We start from the raw sequence: 22,256 nt of genomic DNA on the forward strand, positions 1-22,256 counted from the left end.
CAAGAAATTGTCAGCGGTCGTGCCCGCCGGAAAAGGTTAGATCAAGGTTTTGCCGTGACGGACGAAGGTCGGTTTGACCACTCGTACCGGATACCACTTGCCACGGATTTCCACTTCGGCGCGATCGGCAGTCGCCATCGGTACACGCGCCAGGGCAATCGACTTGCTAAGCGTAGGAGAGAAACTACCACTGGTGATCTCTCCTTCGCCAACATCAGCGATACGAACCACCTGATGCGCACGCAAAACCCCGCGTTCCTCAAGCACCAGACCCACCAGTTTGTGCTGCACGCCGGCGGTTTTTTCCGCTTCCAGCGCATCGCGACCGATGAATCGGCGCGTGGCCGGTTCCCAGGCGATGCTCCAGGCCATGTTCGAGGCCAGAGGCGAAACGTCCTGATGAATGTCCTGACCGTAGAGGTTCATCCCCGCTTCCACCCGCAAAGTGTCGCGAGCACCGAGGCCAATGGGAGAAATGCCGGCGCCCACCAGATCGTTGAAGAAACCGGGGGCCTGATCGGCCGGCAGGGCAATTTCCAGACCGTCCTCACCGGTGTAGCCGGTGCGGGCAATGAACCAGTCCCCGTCGGCGTGGCCTTCGAACGGCTTGAGCATCTGGATCAGATTGGCGCGGGACTGGGTCACCAGCTCGGCAATCTTGTGCCGGGCATGGGGGCCTTGGATGGCGAGCATCGCCAGATCCGTGCGCTCTTGCAACTGCACGTCGAAGCCGGTGAGTTGGGCCTGCATCCAGGCCAGGTCCTGATCGCGGGTCGAAGCGTTGACCACCAGGCGGTAACCGTCTTCGAGACGATAGACGATCATGTCGTCGACGATGCCGCCACGCTCGTTGAGCATGGTGCTGTACAACGCACGGCCGGTGCTGTGCAGGCGCTCGACGTCGTTGGCCAGCAAATGCTGGAGCCAGGCCTTGGCCTGTTGGCCGGCGACATCGATCACGGTCATGTGGGAAACATCGAACACCCCGCAATCGCGTCGCACCTCGTGGTGCTCCTCGACCTGCGAGCCGTAATGCAGTGGCATGTCCCAACCGCCAAAATCGACCATCTTCGCGCCGAGGGCGAGATGCAGGTCATACAGAGGCGTACGCTGTCCCATGGGTTTCTCCTTCCGGGCGTGGCGAAGGTGCGGAGCGCTGCCGTGCGGTTTGAAAGCCCCGCAAGAGAAGGCTTTCAGCCGATTTCAGCGACAGGGTCTGTCAGACGGACCGCACCGAATGCCGCGCATTGTAGCCGCATGATTCAGGTCTCACTACTAAGTGTTTCGGTGTGCCGAACGACGGATCAGTCCGATGACCGGCAACAGACCGACCAGCACTAACGTCAGCGCCGGCAGCGACGCCCTCGCCCATTCGCCTTCGCTGGTCATTTCGAAGATGCGCACCGCCAGCGTGTCCCAGCCGAACGGGCGCATCAGCAGGGTTGCAGGCATTTCCTTGAGCACGTCGACGAACACCAGCAGCGCGGCGCTGAGCGTGCCGGGCAACAGCAACGGCAGATACACTTTGAAAAACAGTCGCGGCCCACTGACACCCAGGCTACGTGCCGCTTCAGGCAAAGAGGGCCGTATACGCGCCAGACTGCTTTCCAGCGGCCCGTAGGCCACCGCCACGAAGCGCACCAGGTAAGCCATCAGCAACGCCGCCAGACTGCCCAGCAGCAACGGTTTGCCCGCACCGCCGAGCCAGCCGGACAACGGAATCACCAGCTCGCGATCCAGATAACTGAATGCCAGCATGATCGATACCGCCAGCACCGAGCCCGGCAACGCGTAGCCGAGGTTGGCCAGACCGACCGCGGAGTTGATCGTCCGGGTGGGCGCCAGACGCCGGGCGAATGCCAGCAACATCGCCACGCTGACCGTGATCAACGCTGCCATGCCGCCCAGATACAACGTATGGAGAATCAGCCCGGCGTAACGCTCATCCAGATCGAATCGCCCGCGCTGCCAGAACCACACCACCAGTTGCAGCACCGGGACGACAAACGCACAGGCAAACACCAGACCGCACCACCCCGTTGCCGCCCAGGCCTTGGGCCCACGCAGGTGATACAGCGCCTTGCCCCTTGGCCGTTCATTACTTGCCCGGTTTGCACCCCGGGCACGGCGCTCGCCGTACAGCACCAGCATCACCACCAGCAGCAACAGACTGGCCAGCTGCGCGGCGCTGGGCAGGCTGAAAAAGCCATACCAGGTCTTGTAGATCGCCGTGGTGAAGGTATCGAAGTTGAACACCGACACGGCGCCGAAATCCGCCAGGGTTTCCATCAGCGCCAGCGCCACACCGGCGCCGATGGCCGGCCGCGCCATCGGCAGTGCCACGCGCCAGAATGCTTGCCACGGTGATTGGCCGAGCACTCGCGCAGCTTCCATCAATCCCTTGCCCTGCGCCAGGAACGCGGTGCGAGCCAGCAGGTAGACGTAGGGATAAAACACCAGCACCAACACCAGAATCACCCCACCCGTGGAGCGTACTCGCGGCAGACGCAGGCCGGAGCCGAACCATTCGCGCAGCAGGGTTTGCACGGGGCCTGCGAAATCCAGCAGTCCGACAAAGACGAACGCCAGCACGTAGGCCGGGATTGCAAACGGCAGCATCAGCGCCCAGTCGAGCCAGCGTCGACCGGGAAATTCGCAGAGGCTGGTGAGCCAGGCGAGGCTCACACCGATCAGTGTCACACCGATGCCTACGCCGAGGACCAACGTCAGGGTGTTGCCCAGCAGGCGCGGCATCTGGGTTTCCCACAGGTGGGACCAGATCTGCTGGTCGATGGTTTGCCACGACAGCAGAAGGACGCTGAGGGGGAGCAGCACCAACGCGGCGATGGCGAAGACGATGGGGTACCAGCGGCGTTGGGCGGGGTGGGCCAAGGAAAAACTCTCGTTGAATGATTGTGCCCACGCATGGCGTGGGCACGTATCGTGTGACGCTGTGCGTCACGCTTGCGGCGATTCGACTCGCAGCGTCAGTTCCAACCTGCCCGATCCATCATCCGGATCGCTTCAGCCTGACGCTTGCCCGCCACCTCGACCGGCAGCGTATCAGCCACAAACTGCCCCCACGCCGCCACTTCTTCCGAAGGCTTCACCGCCGGATTCGCCGGGAACTCCTGGTTCACATCGGCAAAGATCTTCTGCGCCTCAGGCGTGGTCATCCACTCCACCAGCGCCTTGGCGGCTTCCGGGTGCGGCGCATGCCTGGTCAGGCCGATGCCCGACAGGTTGACGTGCACCCCACGATCCGCCTGGTTCGGCCAGAACAGTTTCACCGGCAGTTCCGGCTTCTGCTTGTGCAGGCGACCGTAGTAGTAGGTGTTGACGATGCCGACATCGCACTGGCCGGCGTTGATCGCTTCCAGCACCGCGACGTCGTCGGAGAACACGTCGGTGGACAGGTTGTTGACCCAGCCCTTGAGGATCTTCTCGGTCTTCTCGGCGCCATGCACTTCGATCATGGTGGCGGTCAGCGACTGGTTGTAGACCTTCTTCGCCGTGCGCAGGCACAGCCGGCCTTCCCAGTTCTTGTCGGCCAATGCTTCGTAGGTGGTCAGTTCGCCCGGTTTCACCCGTTCGGTGGAATAGGCGATGGTTCGCGCGCGCAGGCTCAGGCCGGTCCAGGCGTGGCTGGACGAGCGATATTGCAGGGGAATGTTGGCGTCGATGGTTTTCGAGGTGAACGGCTGGAGAATGCCCATCTGCTCGGCCTGCCAGAGGTTGCCGGCATCGACGGTCAGCAGCAGGTCGGCGGTGGCGTTCTCGCCCTCGGCCTTGATCCGCTGCATCAGCGGCGCTTCCTTGTCGGTGATGAACTTGATCTTCACCCCGGTCTTGGCGGTGTAGGCATCGAACACTGGCTTGATCAGCTCATCGATACGCGAGGAGTAGACCACCACCTCATCGGCAGCCTGGGCGGCAGTGCTGCCGATCAGGGTCAGGGCCAGTGCGGTCAGAACACGCTTGGATGCCAACATGGGAGCGGTCTCTCGGTCAGGAAAAGTGGCCCAAATGATAAGGACTCACATTTACCAGCTCAATCGAACACTTTCCCAAGGAGTTACCAGATGTTGCACGACATTCGTCAGGCCTTGGCCAGTGCCGGCAGATCCCCGGTCAGCCCCAAGGCTTCGCGCACGAACAACGCCTTGGCCTCGGGCATCTGCTCGACGATTTTCAGCCCGGTATTACGCAACCAGCGCAGTGGCAACGGGTCGGCCTGGAACAACCGCTCGAAACCTTCCATCGCGGCCATCAGCGCCAGGTTATGCGGCATGCGCCGGCGTTCGTAGCGGCTCAGGACTTTCACGTCCGCCAGGCGTTCGCCGCGTTCGTGCGCTTGCAGCAACACTTCAGCCAGCACCGCCGCGTCGAGGAAGCCGAGGTTCACACCCTGCCCCGCCAACGGGTGAATGGTGTGCGCGGCATCGCCGATCAGTGCCAGGCCTTCGGCCACGTAGCGCTTGGCGTGACGCTGACGCAGCGGCACACAAAGACGCGGGTCGGCGCTGATGACATCGCCGAGGCAACCTTCGAAGGCACGCTCCAGCTCCCGGCAGAAATCCGCTTCATCCAGCGCCATCAATCGTTCGGCCTCGCCCGGCGTGGTCGACCAGACGATCGAGCACCAGTCCTGCTGCCCGTCACGCTCCAGCGGCAGAAACGCCAGCGGCCCGTGATCGGTGAAACGCTGCCACGCGGTCATGCGATGCGGCTTGCTGCTGCGCACGCTGGTGACAATGGCGTGATGCAGATAATCCCATTCGCGAGTGGCGACACCGGTCAGACGGCGCACGGCTGAGTTGGCCCCGTCCGCCGCAATCACCAGCGGTGCGCGCAAGGTGCGACCGTCAGCCAGGGTCAGGAGCCAGTCGTCACCGGAACGGCGCATCTGCTCCAGTCGCGCGTTGGCCAACAGGCCCAGGTCGCACTCGTGCAGGCGGTCGAGCAAGGCGTCCTGGACCACGCGGTTTTCGACAATGTGGCCGAGCACATCGGCGTGCACGCTGCTGGCCGAAAAGTGGATCTGGCCGGTGCCGCTACCGTCCCAGACATGCATGTCGGTGTAAGGGCTGCTGCGTCGGTTGACGATGCCGTCCCATACGCCGAGGCGATCGAGAATCCGCTGGCTCGCCGCCGACAAGGCGCTCACCCGTGGCTCGAACGGCGCGTCGCCATTGAAGGGTTTGACGCTCAGCGGGCTGCCGTCGAGCAGCAGGACTTCCAGCCCGCTGTTCTGCAACGCCAGCGCCAGGGCGCTGCCGACCATTCCGGCTCCGACAATCAGCACATCCGCGCGCATTTCCATGCTTTAAGCCTGTCTCGCTGGCGGCTTGAGCCGCACGTAAAGGGTTTTACCGACCCGCGCCACCAGGTTGCCGGCGCCGTCATGAATGTCGACCTGCAACTGCGGCAGGTATTTCTCGCCACTGGCGGTCTGCCGACGGATTTCGTCGAGCAGGGTGTCGTCGATGTTGAACCGGGCGAACACCGGGCCTTTGCCAGGCGCAATGAAATCAATGTCGGCGGCCTTGTCCCAGACGATGTACCGCGAGCCGAGGTTCTCCATGAGCATCAACATGAAGAACGGATCGACCATCGAATACAGACTGCCGCCGAACTGGGTACCGACGTAATTGCGGTTGTACCAGCCCAGGCCCATCGAGACCTGGATGTCACGAAAGTCATCGCTGATGTGCTTCACCCGGACGCCGGCGCCGAAGTATGGCGGGTAGAACGTCATGATCCAGCGCATCAGCCGCGCCTTGCCAAACTGTTTGATCAGCCACTCACGCATCCGGCCGCGTCCCCAGCCCCATGGCCTGACGGGCGAACCAGCGCTTGGCCGGCGGCAGCAGATCGAGGCCGAGCAAACCGATGTTTCGGCCCAGCGACACCAGTGGCTGAGTGCTGCCGAACAGGCGCGTGACCTGATCGGAGAACCCTACGGTGAGGTCCTGATCCAGGCGCTGGCGCTCGCGATACGCCTGCAACGTGGCGAAATCCCCCAGCGGTTTGTCGCTGGCCAGCAGTGCGGCGGCCAACGCATCGGCATCGCGCAGGGACAGGTTGAAACCCTGCCCGGCAATCGGGTGCAGGCTGTGGGCGGCGTTGCCGAGGACGGCCAGATGCGAACGCACCTGCTCTTCGGCCTCCACCAGCGACAGCGGGTACAGATGTCGTGCGCCGACCTGCTTCAGAGTGCCGAGACGGTAACCGAACACGCCTTGCAGCTCGCTGAGGAAATCACGTTCGCTCAGGTCGGCCAGCCGTTGCGCGTCCATCCCCAGACGGGTCCAGACCAGCGCGCAGCGGTTCTCCGGCAGCGGCAACAGCGCCATCGGGCCTTCATCGGTGAAGCGCTCGAACGCCATGCCGTTGTGCGCTTCGCTCGGGGTTATGTTGGCGATCAGCGCGCTCTGGTTGTACGGGCGCTTGCGCACGTTGATACCCAGTTGCTCACGAAGGCCGGAGCGGCCGCCATCGGCGAGCACCGCCAGATCGCATTCGACCGTGGTTTCATCGTTGAGGGTCAGGCGATAGCCGTCGGGCAGCGGTTCCATGCGGGTGACTTCCGCCGGACAGCGCCAGCTGATCACGTCCCTGTCGACGTGCTGCCACAGGCAATGGCCGAGCCAGGCGTTTTCCACTACATAGCCGAGCGCCGGTACGCCCTCTTCCATCGCCGACAGTCGGGCGGTGGAAAAGCGTCCGCGGTCGGAGACGTGAATCTGCTTGATCGGCTCGGCGCGGCGGGAGATTTCCTGCCACACGCCCAGCCGCTGATAAATCTGCCGCGAGCCGAAGGACAGCGCCGAAGAACGCGCGTCGTAGCTGGGCTGCCAGCTGTCGCCGGGGGCGAACGGTTCGATCAGTACGATCTTCCAGCCACGGGCCTTGGCCCCGGCCTGCAAGGCCAGCGCCAGACTGGCGCCGACCAGGCCGCCACCGATGATTGCCAGATTGACCCGACTCATGCCGCGCAGGTCCGTGCTTGCGCCATCAGGGCTTCGATCTCGGCGACGGTTTTCGGCACGCCTTGGGTCAAAATTTCACAACCGCTCTTGGTCACTACCACGTCATCCTCGATGCGCACGCCAATGCCGCGCCATTTCTTCGCTACGTTCTGATTGTCCGGGGCGATGTAGATGCCCGGCTCCACGGTCAGCGCCATGCCGACTTCCAGCACCCGCCATTCGCCGCCGACCTTGTATTCGCCGACGTCATGCACATCCATACCCAGCCAGTGGCCGGCGCGGTGCATGTAAAACGCCTTGTAGGCCTCGGAGGCAATCAACTCGTCGACTTCGCCCTGCAACAACCCCAGTTTCACCAGCCCGGCGGTGATCACCCGAACCGTGGCTTCGTGCGCCTGGTTCCAGTGTTTGTTCGGGGCGATTTCGGCGAATGCAGCTTCCTGCGAGGCCAATACCAGTTCGTAGATCGCCTTCTGCTCAGCGGAAAACTTGCCGTTGACCGGCCACGTCCGCGTGATGTCGCTGGCGTAGCAGTCGATTTCGCAACCGGCGTCGATCAGCACCAGATCACCGTCCTTGAGCAACGCGTCATTCTGCTGGTAATGCAGGATGCAGCTGTTGCGCCCGGCAGCGACGATCGAGCCGTAGGCCGGCATTTTCGCCCCACCCTTGCGGAACTCGTAATCCAGTTCGGCTTCGAGGCTGTATTCGTAGAGGCCGGCACGGCTGGCCTGCATCGCCCGGATATGGGCCTGGGCGGAAATCCGCGCCGCTTCACGCATCACCTTCACTTCTGCCGCCGATTTATACAGGCGCATGTCGTGCAGCAGGTGATCCAAAGCAACGAATTCGTTCGGCGGCTGGGCGCCGAGGTGCGCCTTGGAGCGGATCACGTTGATCCAGTCCATCAAATGGCGGTCGAATTCCGGGTTGCTGCCCATCGCCGAATACACCCGGTCGCGGCCTTCGATCAGGCCCGGCAGGATGTCGTCGATGTCGGTGATCGGGAACGCGTCATCGGCGCCAAAATCGCGAATCGCGCCTTCCTGGCCGGCGCGCAGACCATCCCAGAGTTCCCGTTCGGCATTGCGTTCACGGCAGAACAGCACGTATTCGCCGTGTTCGCGACCGGGCATCAGGACGATGACCGCTTGTGGCTCGGGGAAACCGCTGAGGTACTGGAAGTCGCTGTCCTGACGATAGACATGCTCGACGTCGCGGTTGCGGATGGCGACCGCGGCGGCAGGCAGGATCGCGATGCTGTTGGGTTCCATCTGCGCCATCAGCGCCTTGCGGCGCCGGGCGTATTCCGCTTTCGGGATATGGATCATGGGCAGATGGCTTTCCCTGGCACGCGATCAGTGCAGCGACGGCTTGGCCGCTGGTGGCACGTCGGCCTTTTTGGTTTCGGAGAACAGCAGCAGCGGGGCTACGCGCAGGTACTCCATGACTTCCATATAGTCGCTTTCGCCGTCTTCGGATTCTTCCAGTGCATCTTGCACCTGAGAGATCGCTGCCAGATCCTGCAACACTTCAGTGGCTTCGGTGCTCAGCATGCTGCTGTCGCGGCAGTTCAGGCCGAAACCGGTGAGGAAGCCCTGGCACCACTGGCCCAGCGCGACGGCGCGATCGGCCAGTGGCACGTCATCGGTCGGCAACAGCAGCACAACGGTCACGTCGTCACCGGTGAGCTCACCCTTGACCATTTCCTGCAGGCCGATCAAGGCATTGCGAACGTTGTCCTGCGGCTCGCTTTCGAGCAGCTCGGCGGCGTCGATCAGCCATTCTTCGGCATTGAAGCCGGCACCGGCGCAGCTGCGGCCGAGCAGCAGGCCATGCAGTTCGGCAGGCGAGACATTGTGACCGCTGGCAGTCAGCAGGGTGGCGAAGGCTTGGTACGGGGAATTCTGAATGGGCATGGGCAGCTAGGCGCCAGACGGCGCTATGTCTAGAATGAAGGCCTTGTATCCTACATCGACAGACTCGCCAAAACCATTAAAGGCTGTCCGCCAGCCAAACCCATCAGACCGAATCAGTGGACACAATGGAAGACACCGACCTGCAAGCGCTGATGGCCAGACTCGAACGGCTGATTACCCGAGTCGAGCAACTAAAGAGTCAAAATGCACTCTTACTAGCTCAGGAAAAGACCTGGCGCGAGGAACGCGCGCACCTCATTGAAAAAAACGAAATCGCCCGGCGTAAGGTCGAATCGATGATTTCGCGCCTCAAGGCCCTGGAGCAAGACTCATGAGTTCAAGCAATAGCGTTACCGTGCAGATCCTCGACAAAGAGTATTCGATCATCTGTCCCCAGGAAGAGCGCAGCAATCTGATCAGCGCCGCCCGCTACCTGGACGGCAAGATGCGCGAGATCCGCAGCAGCGGCAAAGTCATCGGCGCCGACCGCATCGCCGTGATGGCCGCACTGAACATCACCCACGACCTCTTGCACAAAGAAGAGCGCCCGGACATCCAGGCCAGCGGCTCGACCCGTGAACAGGTGCGTGACTTGCTCGATCGTGTCGATCTGGTGCTGGCCGACGATCCGGACATCCGCAAGGGCTGATTCGCCAGGCGGCTTGAGGTATACTCGCCGCACTCCCTGGGGTGCTTGCCAGTTGACGATGTCCCTGAGCCGATTTGCACTACCCTGGGGGTTGCACGTTGGGCTGGTGTGCATGTCCGCCAGACGGAAAGCCTTAAAGCCTACTGCATCCTCCACCTTGAACTTTCGGGTTCAAGGGCTAAGTCGACAGCGGCTCATCCGGGGAGCCTGATTCGAATCCGATGCCGGTGCATGCCGGCATCGGATTTTTTATGCGTGCGTTTTCGTCCCTATCCTGCCGAAGCCGAACCATGACAGAACTCTCGTTGCTGCCCCGCCCCCAACTGCGCCGCCTGCTGCGCAAGGCCCGCCGCTCGCTGACACCGAGTCAGCAACGCCAGGCCGCCGAAGGCCTGTACAAGCAACTGGCACAAGACCCGCACTTTCGCCGGGCGAAACACATTTCCCTTTACCTGCCCACCGACGGTGAAATCGACCCGCGCCTGTTGCTGCGCGCCGCCCAGCGTCGGGGGAAGAAAACCTACCTGCCAGTGCTCAGTGCCTGGCCGCGGACCAAAATGGTCTTTCAGCAGATCCGCCCCGGCGAGAAACTGCGGCCCAACCGTTTCCGCATTCTCGAGCCTCGAGTCAATCCGGCCCGCCAGCGCAAGATCTGGGCACTGGATCTGGTGTTGTTGCCACTGGTGGGATTCGACGATGTCGGCGGGCGCCTGGGCATGGGCGGCGGTTTCTACGACCGCAGCCTGGCGTATCTGGCCCGACGCCAGAAATGGCGCAAGCCGACGCTGTTGGGCCTGGCCCATGAATGTCAGAAAGTCGAACGTCTCGCGCAAGCGAGCTGGGATGTACCGTTGCAGGGAACGGTGACGGACAAGGCGTGGTATTTCGCGGGATAGACGCCGCGCGGATCAGCGGCGTCGAAAAGGCTGTTTCAGCGTTTGAAGGCTGTCGACTGTTGTACTTGTTGCGCCACTTCAATCGGTGCATCGGCCTTGTTGGCCCACAGACTTTGCGCATAACCGGTGGTCACGACGCCCAGACCGAACAAAATCACCAAAGTCCACAGCAAATCCGGTTTGCGTTTCATCGATTGCCCCCCTCAAGGCACATCATCACGATGACAGCAGCGGTTTCCATTCGTAGGCCGTGCAGCAGCGTCAAGCTTTAAAGGCCGGCATTTTGCGACAACGTGAACCTGCGCGCAAATGCTGACGTCAACCGACCGTCGGTTTGTCATAAAATTGCCCGACAACCTGCCCAATGACCGTTTCAGGAGCACCCAACATGGCCTATTGGCTGATGAAGTCCGAGCCCGACGAACTCTCGATCAAGGGTCTGGAAAAACTGGGCAAAGCGCGCTGGGACGGGGTGCGCAACTATCAGGCACGTAATTTCCTGCGAGCGATGGCGGTGGGGGATGAGTTCTTTTTCTATCACTCCAGTTGCCCTGAGCCAGGCATTGCCGGAATCGGCAGGATCATCGAAGCCGCGTACCCGGATCCCACCGCGCTGGAGCCGGAAAGTCATTACTTCGACCCAAAGGCCACACCGGAGAAAAATGCCTGGAGTGCAATCGACGTCGCTCATGTCGAGACGTTTGCCCGGGTGTTGAGGCTGGATTACCTTAAGCAGCAGACCGCGCTGGCCGAAATGCCACTGGTGCAGAAAGGTTCGCGACTGTCGGTGATGCCGTTGACAACCGAGCAGTGGGCGGCAGTACTCGACTTGCGTTGAAGTGGCCAGGTCTGCCGCTCATTTGATTGATATCAAGCGATACCGTCGTTTGAACCGTCAAACTGGACGCCACAGTCGCAGGATGCCTCCATGTCAGCGCACAGCCGCTCCTCCCTTTTATTTGCCGGATCTCTCATCGTGTTGCTGGTGGCCGCCGGTGGTTTCGGTTACTGGACATCGATGAGCAGCCGTCTGCCCGAGGGCCTGTCCTCCGGCAACGGGCGCCTGGAAGCCACGGAAGTGCAGATCGCCAGCAAGACACCCGGGCGTCTCGCCGAGGTGCTGGTCGATGAAGGCGACAAGGTCAGCAAAGGGCAGCTGCTTGCCCGAATGGATACCCGAACCCTCGAAGCCCAGCGCAATCAGGCCGAAGCCGAAGTCATACGTGCCCGAGAGAATCTGGCTGCAGCCCAGGCCAACGTGCAGTTGCGCCAGAGCGAGCAGCTGCTGGCCCAGCAGGAGCTCGGCCGGTCACAGTCGTTGTTCAAGCATGGTTTCGTCAGCGCACAGGTCATCGATCAACTGCAATCGCGCATCGGCACGGGCAACGCCGCCGTAGCGGCGGCCCGGGCGCAGGTCGCCGCCGTCAGCGCCGCCATCGGTGCGGCACAGGCCCAGGTGGCGCAATTGGCCAGTGAAATCGATGACAGCAGTTTGCGCGCACCGATCGACGGCGTGATTCAGCTACGCATGGCCGAACCCGGTGAAGTGTTGGGTGCCGGCGGTCGGGTCTTGCTGTTGATCGATCCCACTGACCAGTACATGAACCTTTACCTTTCGGCCTCCGTCGCCGGACGCCTGGCAGTGGGCGATGACGCACGGATCCTGCTGGACGCCCTGCCCGACCGGTCGTTACCGGCGAAAGTCAGTTTCGTGGCAGCCAAATCGCAATTTACCCCCAAAGAGGTCGAGACCCGCGACGAACGACAGAAACTGGTCTTTCGCGTCAAACTGCGCCTGACAGAGCCCGGCAACGTACCGCAGGCCAAGCCCGGCATGCCTGGCGTCGGCTATGTGCGCACCGCGCCGATCGGCTGGCCGGCCAATTTGCAATGAACGGCATCGCGCTCAGGGCGAGCGCCATTGCGCACCGCTATGGCCAGCGGCAGGCTCTGGACGCGATCACGTTCGATCTGCCGGCGGGTACCCGCTGCGGTTTGATCGGCCCCGACGGTGCCGGCAAGTCCAGCCTGCTGGGGCTGATCGCCGGAGTAAAAGCCCTTCAGCAGGGACAACTGGAAGTCCTTGGCGGCCCGATTCAGGATCGCGCCCATCGCAACACGTTGTACGCGCGCATCGCCTTCATGCCACAGGGGCTGGGTGGCAACCTGTACCCGGAACTGTCGATCCGCGAAAACGTGCAGTTTTTTTCCACGCTGTTCGGCTTGTCTGCCGACGAAAGCGAACAGCGGCTGCACAACCTGCTGCTCGCCACGGACCTGTTGAGGTTCGCTGATCGCCCGGCCGGCAAACTGTCCGGCGGCATGAAACAGAAGCTGGGGCTGTGTTGCGCGTTGATCCATGAGCCGGATCTGCTGATCCTCGACGAGCCCACCACGGGTGTCGACCCACTCTCTCGGCGGCGCTTCTGGGAGCTGATCGACGACGTGCGACGCCAGCGACCGCAACTGACCCTGCTGGTTGCCACGGCCTATATGGAGGAAGCCGAACAATTCGAGCACTGTCTAATGCTCGACGGTGGCCGGATGATTGCCTCGGGCTTGAGCCGTGAGCTGGCAGCGATCACTCAAAGCGGCAAACTCGATGATGCCTTCACCCACTTTCAGGGGGACAGCCATCGCGACCCGCAACCTCTGCAAATCCCGCCTCGCACCAGCAATTCCGATATCGCCATCGAAGCCCACGAGCTGACGTTGCGCTTTGGCGACTTTACCGCAGTGGATCACGTCAGTTTCGCCATCGGGCGCGGTGAAATTTTTGGCTTTCTCGGCTCCAATGGCTGCGGCAAGACCACCACCATGAAAGTCTTGACCGGGCTGATACCAGCCAGTGAGGGCAGCGCGACGCTGCTGGGCAACCCGGTGGATGCAAGGGATCTGGCCACGCGCAAGCGGGTCGGCTTCATGTCCCAGAGCTTTTCGCTGTATGGCGAACTCAGCGTCCGGCAGAACCTTGATCTGCACGCACGTCTGTTCGACCTGCCCAAGGCAGAGAGCGCCCCGCGCATCGACGCCTTGATTCAGCGCTTCGATCTGCACGGCGTCGCCGATCAGCCATCAGGCGCCTTGCCACTCGGGTTGCGTCAACGCCTGTCATTGGCCGTCGCCGTTTTGCATCGCCCGGAAGTACTGATACTGGATGAGCCGACGTCCGGCGTCGATCCGGCAGCACGGGACGACTTCTGGCGACTGTTGATCGAGCTGTCCCGTGATCAGGGCGTGACCATTTTCCTCTCAACCCATTTCATGAACGAAGCGCAGCGATGCGACCGCATCTCCCTGATGCATGCGGGCCGGGTACTGGCCTGTGATACGCCGGCCGCCCTGCAGCAGCAATTCAATGGCCAATCCCTGGAGGCTGCGTTCGTGACCTGTCTCGAACAGGCCCAGGGCATCACCGAAGCGCCGCCGGCAGCCGAACCGCCGCCGGCCGCGATGGCCCCGGCCATGTCCGTCACGGAACACGGTTTCAGCTTCGGGCGTCTGGCGGCGGTGGCCAGCCGGGAAGGCAAGGAATTGCTGCGCGACAAAGTGCGCCTGGCGTTCGCCCTGCTGGGCGCCATTTTTATGATGGTGATTTTTGGCTACGGGATTTCCCTCGACGTGGAAAATCTTGCCTTTGCCGTGTACGACCAGGATCAGACCCCCCAAAGCCGTGCCTACCTGGAGGCCTTTCGCGGCTCGCGCTACTTCGCCGAACAGCCGGCCATTCAAGACGCGCAGGTCCTGCACCGACGTCTGCAACGTTCGGAAATCAAACTGGCGCTGGAGATCCCGCCCGGATTCGGCCGCGACCTGTACGCCGGGCGTCGACCGACGGTGGCGGCCTGGCTGGATGGCGGCATGCCGTTTCGCGCGGAAACCAGTCGCAACTACGTCGAAGCCGTCCATCAGGCCAATCTCGAGCAACTGGCCGAACAGAGCAGCCCCGCGCTCAACCGTCAGGCCGCCGCCAGCCTGGAAACCCGTTTTCGTTATAACCAGGACGTAGTCAGCGTCAACGCGATCGGCCCAGGTGTGATGGCGCTGATCCTGGCGTTCATTCCGGCGATGCTGACGGCCCTCGGCATCGTGCGTGAGAAAGAGCTGGGTTCGATCACCAACTTCTACGCCACGCCCCTGACACGGCTCGAATTTCTGCTGGGCAAGCAGACGCCTTATCTGCTGGTCAGCCTGGTCAACCTGGCCGTCCTGGTGGCCATGAATCGCTGGCTGTTCGGCGTACCGTTCAAGGGCAGCGGGCTGACCCTCGCTTTCGGCGGGCTGCTCTATGTGCTGGCCACCACCAGCATGGGGCTGCTGATCTCGGCGTTCACCCGAACGCAGATCGCGGCGATTCTCGGCACCATGATCATTACCAGCCTGCCGACCATTCAGTTTTCCGGGCTGATCGTGCCGCGCTCGTCGCTGGAGGGCGCCGCCGCCGTGATGGGCATGCTGTTCCCGGCCGGCCACTTCCTCGATATCGCGGTAGGTACGTTCACCAAAGCACTGGATCTGCGACAGCTCTGGCCGCAATGCCTGGCGCTGTCCGCCTTCTTCATAGGGTTCACCGGACTGAGCCTGGTCATGTTGAAAAAGCAGGAGGCCTGATGCACAAGTTCGCGCATATCCTGCGATTGGGGCTCAAGGAACTGACGAGTCTGCGCCACGACAGCGTGTTGCTGCTGTTCCTGTTCTACGCCTTCACCGTAGCCATCTACATGCCGGCCGCGGGATCGGTAATCGGTGTGCATAACGCCAGCGTGGCGATAGTCGACGAGGATCACAGCGCTCTCTCCCGCCAATTGGCCCAGGCGCTGCAACCTCCGGAGTTCCAGCCCCCCGTCCCGCTGCGCTACGAACAACTGGATGAAGCCATGGATAGTGGCCAGTACACGTTCGTCATCAATATTCCGGCCCGCTTCCAGACCGACCTGCTCGCGGGCCGTCAACCGGCCGTGCAAGTCAATGTCGATGCCACCGCCATGAGCCAGGCGTTCATGGGCGCCGGCTACATCGGCCGGATATTCCAGCGCGAGCTGTTGGCTTATACCGGCCAGGGGCATGCGCAGGCCTATGCCCCGGTGCAGCTGACGACCCGTGCCCTGTTCAATACCAACCTGGAGGGTGGCTGGTTTCTGGCCGTGATCCAGATCGTCAACAACATCACCATTCTGGCGATCATCCTGACCGGCACCGCACTGCTGCGGGAACGCGAACACGGCACCCTCGACCATTTGCTGGTGCTGCCGCTGACCGCGCTGGAAATCATGCTGGCGAAAATCTGGAGCAATCTGCTGGTGGTGGTGCTGTGCACCTGGCTGTCGCTGGAAGTGATCGTCAAAGGCGCGCTGGGCGTGCCGTTGTCCGGCTCGTTGAGCCTGTTTTTGCTGGTCACGGCTGTTTATCTGTTCGCCAGCACCGCGCTGGGTATCTTCCTGGCAACGCTGGCGCGTTCGACACCGCAGTTCGGCCTGCTGGCCATCCCGGTGATTATTCCGATGTTGCTGCTGTCGGGCGGCAGCACGCCGCTGGACAGCATGCCGCAATGGCTGCAATGGGTCATGCAGGGATCGCCGTCCACTCATTTCGTCAGCCTCGGTGCCGCGATTCTGTTCCGCGACGCCGGGCTGAGTGTGGTCTGGCCAGACTTGCTGGCCCTGACCGTCATCGGATTGCTGTTCTTCTTCATCGCCCTGGCGCGCTTTCGCAAGAGCCTGGCGTCCTGAACCGCAGCCGCGATGCTTATTGAATGATCAGGTTGTTGAACAACAGATCCTCGACCACCGGTTTGCCGGTCTCGTCATTCATCACTTGCTGGGTCTGCTTCAAGGCTTCCTGACGCAGTTTTTCCTTGCCTTCGATGCTGCCCATCGCATCGGTGGTCTGCTGAGTGAACAGCGCCACCAGTTGATTGCGGATCAGCGGCTCGTTGGCCTTGACCAGTTTGGTCGCTTCCTCACCCGTCACCCGCAACGCCACGTCGGCCTTGTAGACCTTGAGTTTCGGCGTGCCGTCCAGCCCGTAGTTGCCCACGAACGGCGGGCTCAGGGTGATGTAGTTGACCTTCGGCGCCTCGCCCTCTTTGGCTTCTTCGGCCAGCGCTGCCACAGGCAGAGACAGGGCCAGCAACAACATGATCCACGCTTTCACAATTCGCTCCTTATCCGGTTTGCGGCCTAGCATAACGACCCGCCGCGCAAGCACAAGCTTATGGCGGACTATCAGGGCCGGGCATGCTCGTTGACCCGTTGACTGCCACACCTACACTTATCGGCCATCACTCCCAAAGGAATAGCCCTGATGAAAGCCGTGCTGTGCAAAGCCTTCGGTCCTGCCGAATCGCTGGTGCTGGAAGACGTCGCCAGTCCTGTCGCGAAGAAGAATGAAATCCTGCTGGACGTGCACGCCGCCGGGGTCAACTTCCCGGACACGCTGATCATCGAGGGCAAGTACCAGTTCAAGCCACCCTTCCCGTTCTCGCCGGGTGGCGAAGCCTCCGGCGTGGTCAGCGCGGTGGGTGAAAAGGTCAGCCACTTGAAAGTCGGTGACCGGGTCATGGCCCTGACCGGCTGGGGCAGCTTCGCCGAGCAGGTGGCGGTGCCGGGCTATAACGTGCTGCCAATTCCGCCGTCGATGGACTTCAACACCGCCGCCGCGTTCAGCATGACCTACGGCACCTCGATGCACGCCCTCAAACAGCGCGGCAACCTGCAACCGGGCGAAACCCTGTTGGTGCTCGGTGCCTCCGGCGGCGTCGGGCTCGCAGCCGTCGAGATCGGCAAAGCCATTGGCGCCCGGGTCATTGCCGCCGCCAGCAGCGCCGAGAAACTCGCCGTGGCCAAGGCGGCCGGTGCCGACGAACTGATCAACTACAGCGAAACCAGCCTCAAGGACGAAATCAAGCGCCTGACCGACGGTCAGGGCGCCGACGTGATCTACGACCCGGTCGGCGGCGACCTGTTCGACCAGGCCATCCGCGCCATCGCCTGGAACGGCCGCCTGCTGGTGGTCGGTTTCGCCAGCGGACGCATCCCCGAACTGCCGGTCAACCTTGCATTGCTCAAGGGTGCGGCGGTGCTCGGCGTGTTCTGGGGCTCCTTCGCCCAACGCCAGCCACAGGACAACGCCGCGAACTTCCAGCAATTGTTCGCCTGGTTTGCCGAGGGCAAGCTGAAACCGCTGGTGTCGCAAGTCTATCCGCTGAGCGAGGCGGCACAGGCGATCAATGATCTGGGGCAGCGCAAAGCTGTGGGCAAGGTTGTGGTGCAGGTTCGTTGATTCAATCGGCGATCCGGACGCTGTCCGGATCGCCATTCTTTCCGCCCGGCACTACAGCAACTGGCGGACTTCCTCCGGCAAAAACCTCGTGAATCTGCTCACTGGCCACTGCCGACAACGCCAGACGACGCCCTCCACGCTTCGGTTCAGCCGGGCAATCAACGCCAGCCTTTTGTCCTCCGACAGTTGTGACTGGAAGACACCACTCGACAGGTGGCTACGGAGATAGTGAAACGGCGCGGAATCGATCCACGCATACTCGGGCATATGATTGAGGTGTGCGTTCAACTCTCGGCATTTCAATTGTTGAACCCATTGGTGAGCACCTTCCGGCGCCTCGAGGCGAAATATCATAGGAGCAACTATTTCCTGAGCGGCTGGCTTCTTGTCGTCAACCTTCCACGGTTTGAACCTCCACTGAGCTATTGCCTCTCTGACCGCTTGCGCCAGCTCCGGATGATCACTGCGCAGAATGGTGATTTCGCTCACGGAGCCATCCGCCTTGGCGGTGAATCCGACCTTTACGTCACCGGTAATTCCCGCTCTGGATAACGCACGTGGGTAAATCGGCTTGGGATTGTGTTCCGGAATCAGAAACACTTCTCCAGCCTGAGCCGGGAGAGTCACCAACAAAAAAACTGCTATGGCCCATCGCATGATTTCCGTTCCTTTTGCACTGATATGCCCTGTCGGCAACAACACAAAGGTTACGGAGTAATGATTTTCCACTGAATGGCGCAGCTTCTGCGTTGGATGCAGGACATTGCCTAAGCTGCGAAGGGAAATTGAGTAAAAACGCTGCGCAAATGTGCCTGGGTAATTTTTCTGACGGACTACTCCCTCGGACTGTCGTCCTCAGCATCGCCCGGCAACAGGTGCTCCAGAACCTTTCGGCTATCGGCCTTGATAATCCGGCCCTTGTCATCGAAGCGCAGCACGAGCATCCAGTCGTAAACCTCGTCCGGCCATTTTTTCTGGCCCATCAGGGCCGTGCTGTCGCCACCGAACGCACTGATCAGCTTGTTGATGTGCCCATGGTGCCAGGCGATCAGGATCACCGGCGCCTGATTGCTCTTGCGCAACAGCTTGACCAGTTCATGTACGTCGCCATTGATGTAAGGCTGTTCGATAGACAGGTTCAGACGCTCGGCCAGCGGGGTCAGGGTCAAACGTGAGCGGGAGCTCTCGGGGCTGTCGCCGGCGGCAATCAGCCGTTCCGGGGTCAGCGTCTGGCCATCCAGTTTCAACGGATTGAAATAATCGACATAAGCGCGGGCCCGTTCTTCACCCCGGGCATTGAGTACCGAGCCCTCGGTCGGCTTTTCCGCATGACGGATGATCAGCACCGTGGCATTGCGCAAACCGGACTGCGCAGGGTGATCGGTGTAAATCAAGGTCAGCGCCGCCACGGCGATTACTGCCGCCGCCAATAATCGGCGCATCAACATGCGAACCCTCAAAGCCATCATTCATCTCTGCAGAACAGTCGGTCGACGGATCGCGAGTCTAAGCTGCGCGATGTTCACAAGTGGTGAAAACGCCCCGTTCTTACAGCTGAGCGACAGGTTCGTAAAAGAACGTGCGACTTCCAACATTTTCCGCTGTTTTGCCGATGCGAACCGGTGCTATTTTCGGTAACGAAACTGTAACATTCGCATCCGCAGTCAAAACAAGAAATCTGGAGCTCTTGAATGTTTGCTTTCTTTCGTCCTGCCGCACATCAGGCTCCATTGCCTGAAGAAAAAATCGACAGTACCTACCGACGTCTGCGCTGGCAGATCTTCGCCGGTATCTTCTTTGGCTACGCGGGTTACTACCTGCTGCGCAAGAACTTCTCCCTGGCCATGCCGTACCTGATCGACGAGGGTTACACCCGTGGCGAACTGGGTCTGGCGATGTCGGCCATCGCGATCGCCTATGGTCTGTCCAAGTTCCTCATGGGCCTGGTCTCCGACCGTTCCAACCCGCGCTACTTCCTGCCCTTCGGCCTGCTGGTCTCGGCGGGGGTAATGTTCATTTTCGGTTTCGCGCCCTGGGCGACGTCCAGCGTGACCATGATGTTCATCCTGTTGTTCATCAACGGCTGGGCCCAGGGCATGGGCTGGCCGCCGAGCGGACGGACCATGGTGCACTGGTGGTCGCAGAAGGAACGCGGCGGCGTGGTATCCGTATGGAACGTGGCGCACAACGTCGGTGGCGGCCTGATCGGCCCGCTGTTCCTGATCGGCATGGGCCTGTTCAACGACTGGCACGCAGCGTTCTACGTGCCGGCGGCGGTGGCTCTGGCGGTGGCGGCATTTGCCTTCATCACCATGCGTGACACCCCGCAATCGGTCGGTCTGCCACCGATCGAGAAGTACAAGAACGATTACCCGGAAGGCTACGACGCCAGCCACGAAGACGAATTCAGCGCCAAGGAAATCTTCGTCAAATACGTGCTGCGCAACAAAATGCTCTGGTACATCGCCCTGGCCAACGTCTTCGTCTACCTGCTGCGCTACGGCGTGCTGGACTGGGCGCCGACCTATCTCAAGGAAGCCAAGCACTTCGACGTCGACAAGACTTCGTGGGCGTACTTCTTTTATGAGTGGGCGGGCATTCCGGGCACGCTATTGTGCGGCTGGATGTCAGACAAGATCTTCCGTGGCAACCGTGGCCTGACCGGCATGGTGTTCATGGCGCTGGTGACCGTCGCGACTCTGGTTTACTGGCTGAACCCCGCCGGCAACCCGACCATCGACATGATCGCGCTGTTCTCCATCGGCTTCCTGATCTACGGCCCGGTGATGCTGATCGGCCTGCAGGCGCTGGAGCTGGCGCCGAAGAAAGCCGCCGGTACTGCGGCAGGCTTCACCGGCCTGTTCGGTTATCTGGGTGGTTCGGTCGCGGCCAGTGCCGCGATGGGCTACACCGTGGACCACTTCGGCTGGGATGGCGGTTTCGTGCTGCTGGTGGGCGCTTGCCTGCTGTCGATGGCCTTCCTGGCACCGACCCTGTGGCACAAACAGGTCGCCAGTCAGAGCCGCGAAGCAGTCGCCTGATCGGCTTTTGACTTGCAGCGCTTGAGCCGCGCCTCCAGATTACGGTCTGGCATGGCGTGGCTGCGCAGGGCGTGGGCGGTCTGCTCGACATAATCGCGAGTGGTGCCGTAACGCCCGCAAGCGCTTTCGAACACCTGGCTCAGCACATGATCCGGCAGATTGCCGGCATAGCTGGGCAGGTGTCGCTCCAACACAAATCCCAGGGCCTGCACCTGGCTGCCATCTTCGAGCCGGCAGTTGAGCCAGTGCGGGCGATAGGACGGGAACGGCATCTCGCGTTTCCACAGCGCATACAGCGCACTGTCGAGGTTGTCTTCCGGCAACCGATAGGCAAAGCCGCTGCACGAGCCACCGCGATCCAGACCGAATACCAGCCCCGGCATTTCCGGCGTACCGCGATGTTCGTGGGACCACAGGTACAAGCCGCGATGGTAGCCATGCACCCGCCCGCGCACCCGCTCCACCGCCGAACATTCCGGCCGCCAGATCAACGATCCATATGCGAACAACCAGACCGGCCCGCCCTTGTGGCGTGCCATGGTCGATTGCATGGAAGCGAGAAGTTGTTCGTGAGTCAGCTGCGGCCCCAGGTCGAGCCGCGGAGGGTAAGCCAGATTCAGAAAAGCAGATTCAATGGCTGTCATGACGGAAGTATTCGGCCCCGCAAGTATTACAAGATGTAAGCGCAATTCGCTTGATAGAACATATAGCAGTAACTGTAAAACGAAAAGTGCTAAAGGATGTATGACACCTTTGATAGCGCTGATACGGGGTTATCCGCGAGGGCTATCTTGTTTGATATAGCCTAATACCATTGCGCAGATATCTTAAATACCCGAATGAAATATCGTTAAGCCCTCTCTTCGTTCAGGTTTCGTTCATGAAACCCCGGGATTTTTCCTACTAAAATTTCGGACTTTCCATATTTACCGTCGCTGAACGCCTACGTACAACGGCTTTCCTCTGGCGCAAGCCAACCGTTCAACCGAGGCTGCACGATGAACACACCAAGGCTTTTGGCCGCACTGTTATTGATTCAGACCGGCCAGGCACTGGCCGCCGATGATTCGCAAGAGGACAAGGGGTTCTGGTATGCACAGACCAGTGTCTATACCAAACATTACTCACCCGACCCCGAACACAACAATCATCAGGACTTGATCGGTATCGAACGCAATCAGGCGTCTGGCTGGGTATTTGGCGGGGCAACTTTCCGTAATTCATTCAGCCAGCGTTCAAACTATGCCTATGCCGGCAAACGCTTCGAGAGCGCCAACTATCCGGTGTACGTGAAACTCACGGGCGGGTTGCTGCAGGGCTATCGAGGTGACTACAAGGACAAGATCCCGCTCAATCACTTCGGCGTGGCACCGGTGATCATTCCGTCGGTTGGCACCCACTATGGCCCACTGGGCGCCGAGCTGGTGTTTCTCGGCGCCAATGCGGCCATGGTGACGACGGGCGTGCGGTTCTAGGAA

At 61.3% G+C, this 22,256-nt stretch carries 23 protein-coding genes and 1 other RNA gene; 11 read left to right on the forward strand and 13 right to left on the reverse strand.

Annotated features, from left to right (window positions below; translation table 11 throughout):
- Nucleotides 1–36 precede the first annotated feature (36 nt).
- The 8 genes from gcvT to C6Y56_RS27565 all read right to left on the reverse strand — a co-directional run bounded on the left by gcvT (nucleotide 37) and on the right by C6Y56_RS27565 (nucleotide 8,911).
- A complete protein-coding gene (gene gcvT / locus C6Y56_RS27530) occupies nucleotides 37–1,119 on the reverse strand; it encodes a glycine cleavage system aminomethyltransferase GcvT (RefSeq protein ID WP_169432381.1) in 1,083 nt (360 codons plus the stop codon).
- Nucleotides 1,120–1,275: 156 nt separating this feature from the next.
- A complete protein-coding gene (locus C6Y56_RS27535; protein ID WP_169432382.1) occupies nucleotides 1,276–2,892 on the reverse strand; it encodes an ABC transporter permease in 1,617 nt (538 codons plus the stop codon).
- A 95-nt stretch (nucleotides 2,893–2,987) separates the two neighbouring features.
- Complete coding sequence (locus C6Y56_RS27540) at nucleotides 2,988–3,992, reverse strand: extracellular solute-binding protein (RefSeq protein WP_169432383.1); 1,005 nt, start codon at nucleotides 3,990–3,992, stop codon at nucleotides 2,988–2,990.
- A 107-nt stretch (nucleotides 3,993–4,099) separates the two neighbouring features.
- Entirely contained in the window at nucleotides 4,100–5,317 is a 1,218-nt protein-coding gene (locus tag C6Y56_RS27545) for a 2-octaprenyl-3-methyl-6-methoxy-1,4-benzoquinol hydroxylase (protein WP_169432717.1), read from the reverse strand.
- A 9-nt stretch (nucleotides 5,318–5,326) separates the two neighbouring features.
- Nucleotides 5,327–5,812 carry a DUF4442 domain-containing protein gene (locus C6Y56_RS27550; protein WP_169432384.1) on the reverse strand — a complete coding sequence of 162 codons (486 nt, stop codon included), beginning with the start codon at nucleotides 5,810–5,812 and terminating at the stop codon, nucleotides 5,327–5,329.
- Nucleotides 5,805–6,992, reverse strand: coding sequence for a 2-octaprenyl-6-methoxyphenyl hydroxylase (gene ubiH, locus C6Y56_RS27555; protein ID WP_169432385.1), 1,188 nt, complete (start codon nucleotides 6,990–6,992; stop codon nucleotides 5,805–5,807). Before ubiH ends, C6Y56_RS27550 begins: the two co-directional genes overlap by 8 nt.
- The gene (gene pepP / locus C6Y56_RS27560) at nucleotides 6,989–8,323 is read right to left on the reverse strand and encodes a Xaa-Pro aminopeptidase (RefSeq protein WP_169432386.1); all 1,335 of its coding nucleotides are present in this window, start codon (nucleotides 8,321–8,323) and stop codon (nucleotides 6,989–6,991) included. Before pepP ends, ubiH begins: the two co-directional genes overlap by 4 nt.
- A 27-nt stretch (nucleotides 8,324–8,350) precedes the next feature.
- Nucleotides 8,351–8,911: a YecA family protein gene (locus tag C6Y56_RS27565; RefSeq protein ID WP_169432387.1), complete on the reverse strand. Its 561-nt coding sequence runs from the start codon at nucleotides 8,909–8,911 to the stop codon at nucleotides 8,351–8,353.
- 125 nt (nucleotides 8,912–9,036) lie between these two features.
- On the opposite strand from C6Y56_RS27565, the gene C6Y56_RS27570 reads away from it, so the two are divergent.
- The 4 genes from C6Y56_RS27570 to C6Y56_RS27585 all read left to right on the forward strand — a co-directional run bounded on the left by C6Y56_RS27570 (nucleotide 9,037) and on the right by C6Y56_RS27585 (nucleotide 10,456).
- Entirely contained in the window at nucleotides 9,037–9,246 is a 210-nt protein-coding gene (locus C6Y56_RS27570) for a TIGR02449 family protein (RefSeq protein ID WP_169432388.1), read from the forward strand.
- Entirely contained in the window at nucleotides 9,243–9,560 is a 318-nt protein-coding gene (locus C6Y56_RS27575) for a cell division protein ZapA (RefSeq protein ID WP_169432389.1), read from the forward strand. Before C6Y56_RS27570 ends, C6Y56_RS27575 begins: the two co-directional genes overlap by 4 nt.
- Before the next feature lie 30 nt (nucleotides 9,561–9,590).
- Nucleotides 9,591–9,769, forward strand: a non-coding RNA gene (ssrS, locus tag C6Y56_RS27580) — 6S RNA.
- Nucleotides 9,770–9,850: 81 nt separating this feature from the next.
- Entirely contained in the window at nucleotides 9,851–10,456 is a 606-nt protein-coding gene (locus C6Y56_RS27585; protein WP_169432390.1) for a 5-formyltetrahydrofolate cyclo-ligase, read from the forward strand.
- Between the two features lie 35 nt (nucleotides 10,457–10,491).
- On the opposite strand, the gene C6Y56_RS27590 is transcribed toward C6Y56_RS27585, so the two are convergent.
- Nucleotides 10,492–10,647, reverse strand: a complete 156-nt coding sequence (locus C6Y56_RS27590; RefSeq protein ID WP_007911192.1) for a hypothetical protein — start codon at nucleotides 10,645–10,647, stop codon at nucleotides 10,492–10,494.
- A gap of 197 nt (nucleotides 10,648–10,844) precedes the next feature.
- Between C6Y56_RS27590 and C6Y56_RS27595 the strand changes: the two genes are divergently transcribed.
- From C6Y56_RS27595 to C6Y56_RS27610, 4 genes are all read left to right on the forward strand, one after another.
- Complete coding sequence (locus C6Y56_RS27595) at nucleotides 10,845–11,294, forward strand: EVE domain-containing protein (protein ID WP_169432391.1); 450 nt, start codon at nucleotides 10,845–10,847, stop codon at nucleotides 11,292–11,294.
- A 90-nt stretch (nucleotides 11,295–11,384) separates the two neighbouring features.
- Nucleotides 11,385–12,350 (forward strand): HlyD family secretion protein, encoded by a 966-nt coding sequence (locus C6Y56_RS27600; protein ID WP_169432392.1) that lies wholly within the window; start codon nucleotides 11,385–11,387, stop codon nucleotides 12,348–12,350.
- Complete coding sequence (gene rbbA / locus C6Y56_RS27605; protein ID WP_169432393.1) at nucleotides 12,347–15,067, forward strand: ribosome-associated ATPase/putative transporter RbbA; 2,721 nt, start codon at nucleotides 12,347–12,349, stop codon at nucleotides 15,065–15,067. The genes C6Y56_RS27600 and rbbA overlap by 4 nt, the downstream gene beginning before the upstream one ends.
- Nucleotides 15,067–16,185 carry an ABC transporter permease gene (locus C6Y56_RS27610; RefSeq protein ID WP_169432394.1) on the forward strand — a complete coding sequence of 373 codons (1,119 nt, stop codon included), beginning with the start codon at nucleotides 15,067–15,069 and terminating at the stop codon, nucleotides 16,183–16,185. Before rbbA ends, C6Y56_RS27610 begins: the two co-directional genes overlap by 1 nt.
- A 16-nt stretch (nucleotides 16,186–16,201) precedes the next feature.
- On the opposite strand, the gene C6Y56_RS27615 is transcribed toward C6Y56_RS27610, so the two are convergent.
- The gene (locus C6Y56_RS27615; protein ID WP_007951814.1) at nucleotides 16,202–16,609 is read right to left on the reverse strand and encodes a flagellar basal body-associated protein FliL; all 408 of its coding nucleotides are present in this window, start codon (nucleotides 16,607–16,609) and stop codon (nucleotides 16,202–16,204) included.
- Nucleotides 16,610–16,759: 150 nt separating this feature from the next.
- Between C6Y56_RS27615 and C6Y56_RS27620 the strand changes: the two genes are divergently transcribed.
- Nucleotides 16,760–17,737: an NADPH:quinone oxidoreductase family protein gene (locus C6Y56_RS27620; protein ID WP_169432395.1), complete on the forward strand. Its 978-nt coding sequence runs from the start codon at nucleotides 16,760–16,762 to the stop codon at nucleotides 17,735–17,737.
- Between the two features lie 51 nt (nucleotides 17,738–17,788).
- Here the strand turns inward: C6Y56_RS27620 and C6Y56_RS27625 are convergent, their stop codons facing one another.
- Both C6Y56_RS27625 and C6Y56_RS27630 read right to left on the reverse strand, forming a co-directional pair.
- Entirely contained in the window at nucleotides 17,789–18,466 is a 678-nt protein-coding gene (locus C6Y56_RS27625; protein ID WP_349306013.1) for an energy transducer TonB, read from the reverse strand.
- A gap of 104 nt (nucleotides 18,467–18,570) precedes the next feature.
- On the reverse strand, nucleotides 18,571–19,203 hold the full coding sequence (locus C6Y56_RS27630; protein WP_169432396.1) for a flagellar basal body-associated protein FliL: 633 nt from the start codon (nucleotides 19,201–19,203) through the stop codon (nucleotides 18,571–18,573).
- Nucleotides 19,204–19,428: 225 nt separating this feature from the next.
- On the opposite strand from C6Y56_RS27630, the gene glpT reads away from it, so the two are divergent.
- On the forward strand, nucleotides 19,429–20,778 hold the full coding sequence (gene glpT / locus C6Y56_RS27635) for a glycerol-3-phosphate transporter (protein WP_169432397.1): 1,350 nt from the start codon (nucleotides 19,429–19,431) through the stop codon (nucleotides 20,776–20,778).
- Here glpT and C6Y56_RS27640 read toward each other — a convergent pair.
- Nucleotides 20,754–21,422: a gamma-glutamylcyclotransferase gene (locus tag C6Y56_RS27640; RefSeq protein WP_085708964.1), complete on the reverse strand. Its 669-nt coding sequence runs from the start codon at nucleotides 21,420–21,422 to the stop codon at nucleotides 20,754–20,756. The two genes, glpT and C6Y56_RS27640, sit on opposite strands and share 25 nt — an antisense overlap.
- A 354-nt stretch (nucleotides 21,423–21,776) precedes the next feature.
- Here C6Y56_RS27640 and C6Y56_RS27645 point away from each other — a divergent pair, with 354 nt between their 5' ends.
- The gene (locus C6Y56_RS27645; protein ID WP_169432398.1) at nucleotides 21,777–22,253 is read left to right on the forward strand and encodes a sn-glycerol-3-phosphate transporter; all 477 of its coding nucleotides are present in this window, start codon (nucleotides 21,777–21,779) and stop codon (nucleotides 22,251–22,253) included.
- The last annotated feature ends 3 nt before the right edge of the window (nucleotides 22,254–22,256 follow it).

This window comes from Pseudomonas fluorescens (assembly GCF_012974785.1).
Lineage (GTDB): Bacteria > Pseudomonadota > Gammaproteobacteria > Pseudomonadales > Pseudomonadaceae > Aquipseudomonas > Aquipseudomonas fluorescens_BT.

Bases quoted from the DNA above. Each gene is read 5' to 3' on its own strand.
- C6Y56_RS27590 (WP_007911192.1), bottom strand. From the start codon at position 10,647: ATGAAACGCAAACCGGATTTGCTGTGGACTTTGGTGATTTTGTTCGGT.
- C6Y56_RS27610 (WP_169432394.1), top strand. From the start codon at position 15,067: ATGCACAAGTTCGCGCATATCCTGCGATTGGGGCTCAAGGAACTGACG.
- C6Y56_RS27645 (WP_169432398.1), top strand. From the start codon at position 21,777: ATGAACACACCAAGGCTTTTGGCCGCACTGTTATTGATTCAGACCGGC.
- C6Y56_RS27575 (WP_169432389.1), top strand. From the start codon at position 9,243: ATGAGTTCAAGCAATAGCGTTACCGTGCAGATCCTCGACAAAGAGTAT.
- C6Y56_RS27540 (WP_169432383.1), bottom strand. From the start codon at position 3,992: ATGTTGGCATCCAAGCGTGTTCTGACCGCACTGGCCCTGACCCTGATC.
- gcvT (WP_169432381.1), bottom strand. From the start codon at position 1,119: ATGGGACAGCGTACGCCTCTGTATGACCTGCATCTCGCCCTCGGCGCG.
- pepP (WP_169432386.1), bottom strand. From the start codon at position 8,323: ATGATCCATATCCCGAAAGCGGAATACGCCCGGCGCCGCAAGGCGCTG.
- C6Y56_RS27585 (WP_169432390.1), top strand. From the start codon at position 9,851: ATGACAGAACTCTCGTTGCTGCCCCGCCCCCAACTGCGCCGCCTGCTG.
- C6Y56_RS27640 (WP_085708964.1), bottom strand. From the start codon at position 21,422: ATGACAGCCATTGAATCTGCTTTTCTGAATCTGGCTTACCCTCCGCGG.
- glpT (WP_169432397.1), top strand. From the start codon at position 19,429: ATGTTTGCTTTCTTTCGTCCTGCCGCACATCAGGCTCCATTGCCTGAA.
- C6Y56_RS27630 (WP_169432396.1), bottom strand. From the start codon at position 19,203: ATGGCTTTGAGGGTTCGCATGTTGATGCGCCGATTATTGGCGGCGGCA.
- ubiH (WP_169432385.1), bottom strand. From the start codon at position 6,992: ATGAGTCGGGTCAATCTGGCAATCATCGGTGGCGGCCTGGTCGGCGCC.
- C6Y56_RS27600 (WP_169432392.1), top strand. From the start codon at position 11,385: ATGTCAGCGCACAGCCGCTCCTCCCTTTTATTTGCCGGATCTCTCATC.
- C6Y56_RS27595 (WP_169432391.1), top strand. From the start codon at position 10,845: ATGGCCTATTGGCTGATGAAGTCCGAGCCCGACGAACTCTCGATCAAG.
- C6Y56_RS27550 (WP_169432384.1), bottom strand. From the start codon at position 5,812: ATGCGTGAGTGGCTGATCAAACAGTTTGGCAAGGCGCGGCTGATGCGC.
- rbbA (WP_169432393.1), top strand. From the start codon at position 12,347: ATGAACGGCATCGCGCTCAGGGCGAGCGCCATTGCGCACCGCTATGGC.
- C6Y56_RS27620 (WP_169432395.1), top strand. From the start codon at position 16,760: ATGAAAGCCGTGCTGTGCAAAGCCTTCGGTCCTGCCGAATCGCTGGTG.
- C6Y56_RS27570 (WP_169432388.1), top strand. From the start codon at position 9,037: ATGGAAGACACCGACCTGCAAGCGCTGATGGCCAGACTCGAACGGCTG.
- C6Y56_RS27565 (WP_169432387.1), bottom strand. From the start codon at position 8,911: ATGCCCATTCAGAATTCCCCGTACCAAGCCTTCGCCACCCTGCTGACT.
- C6Y56_RS27545 (WP_169432717.1), bottom strand. From the start codon at position 5,317: ATGCGCGCGGATGTGCTGATTGTCGGAGCCGGAATGGTCGGCAGCGCC.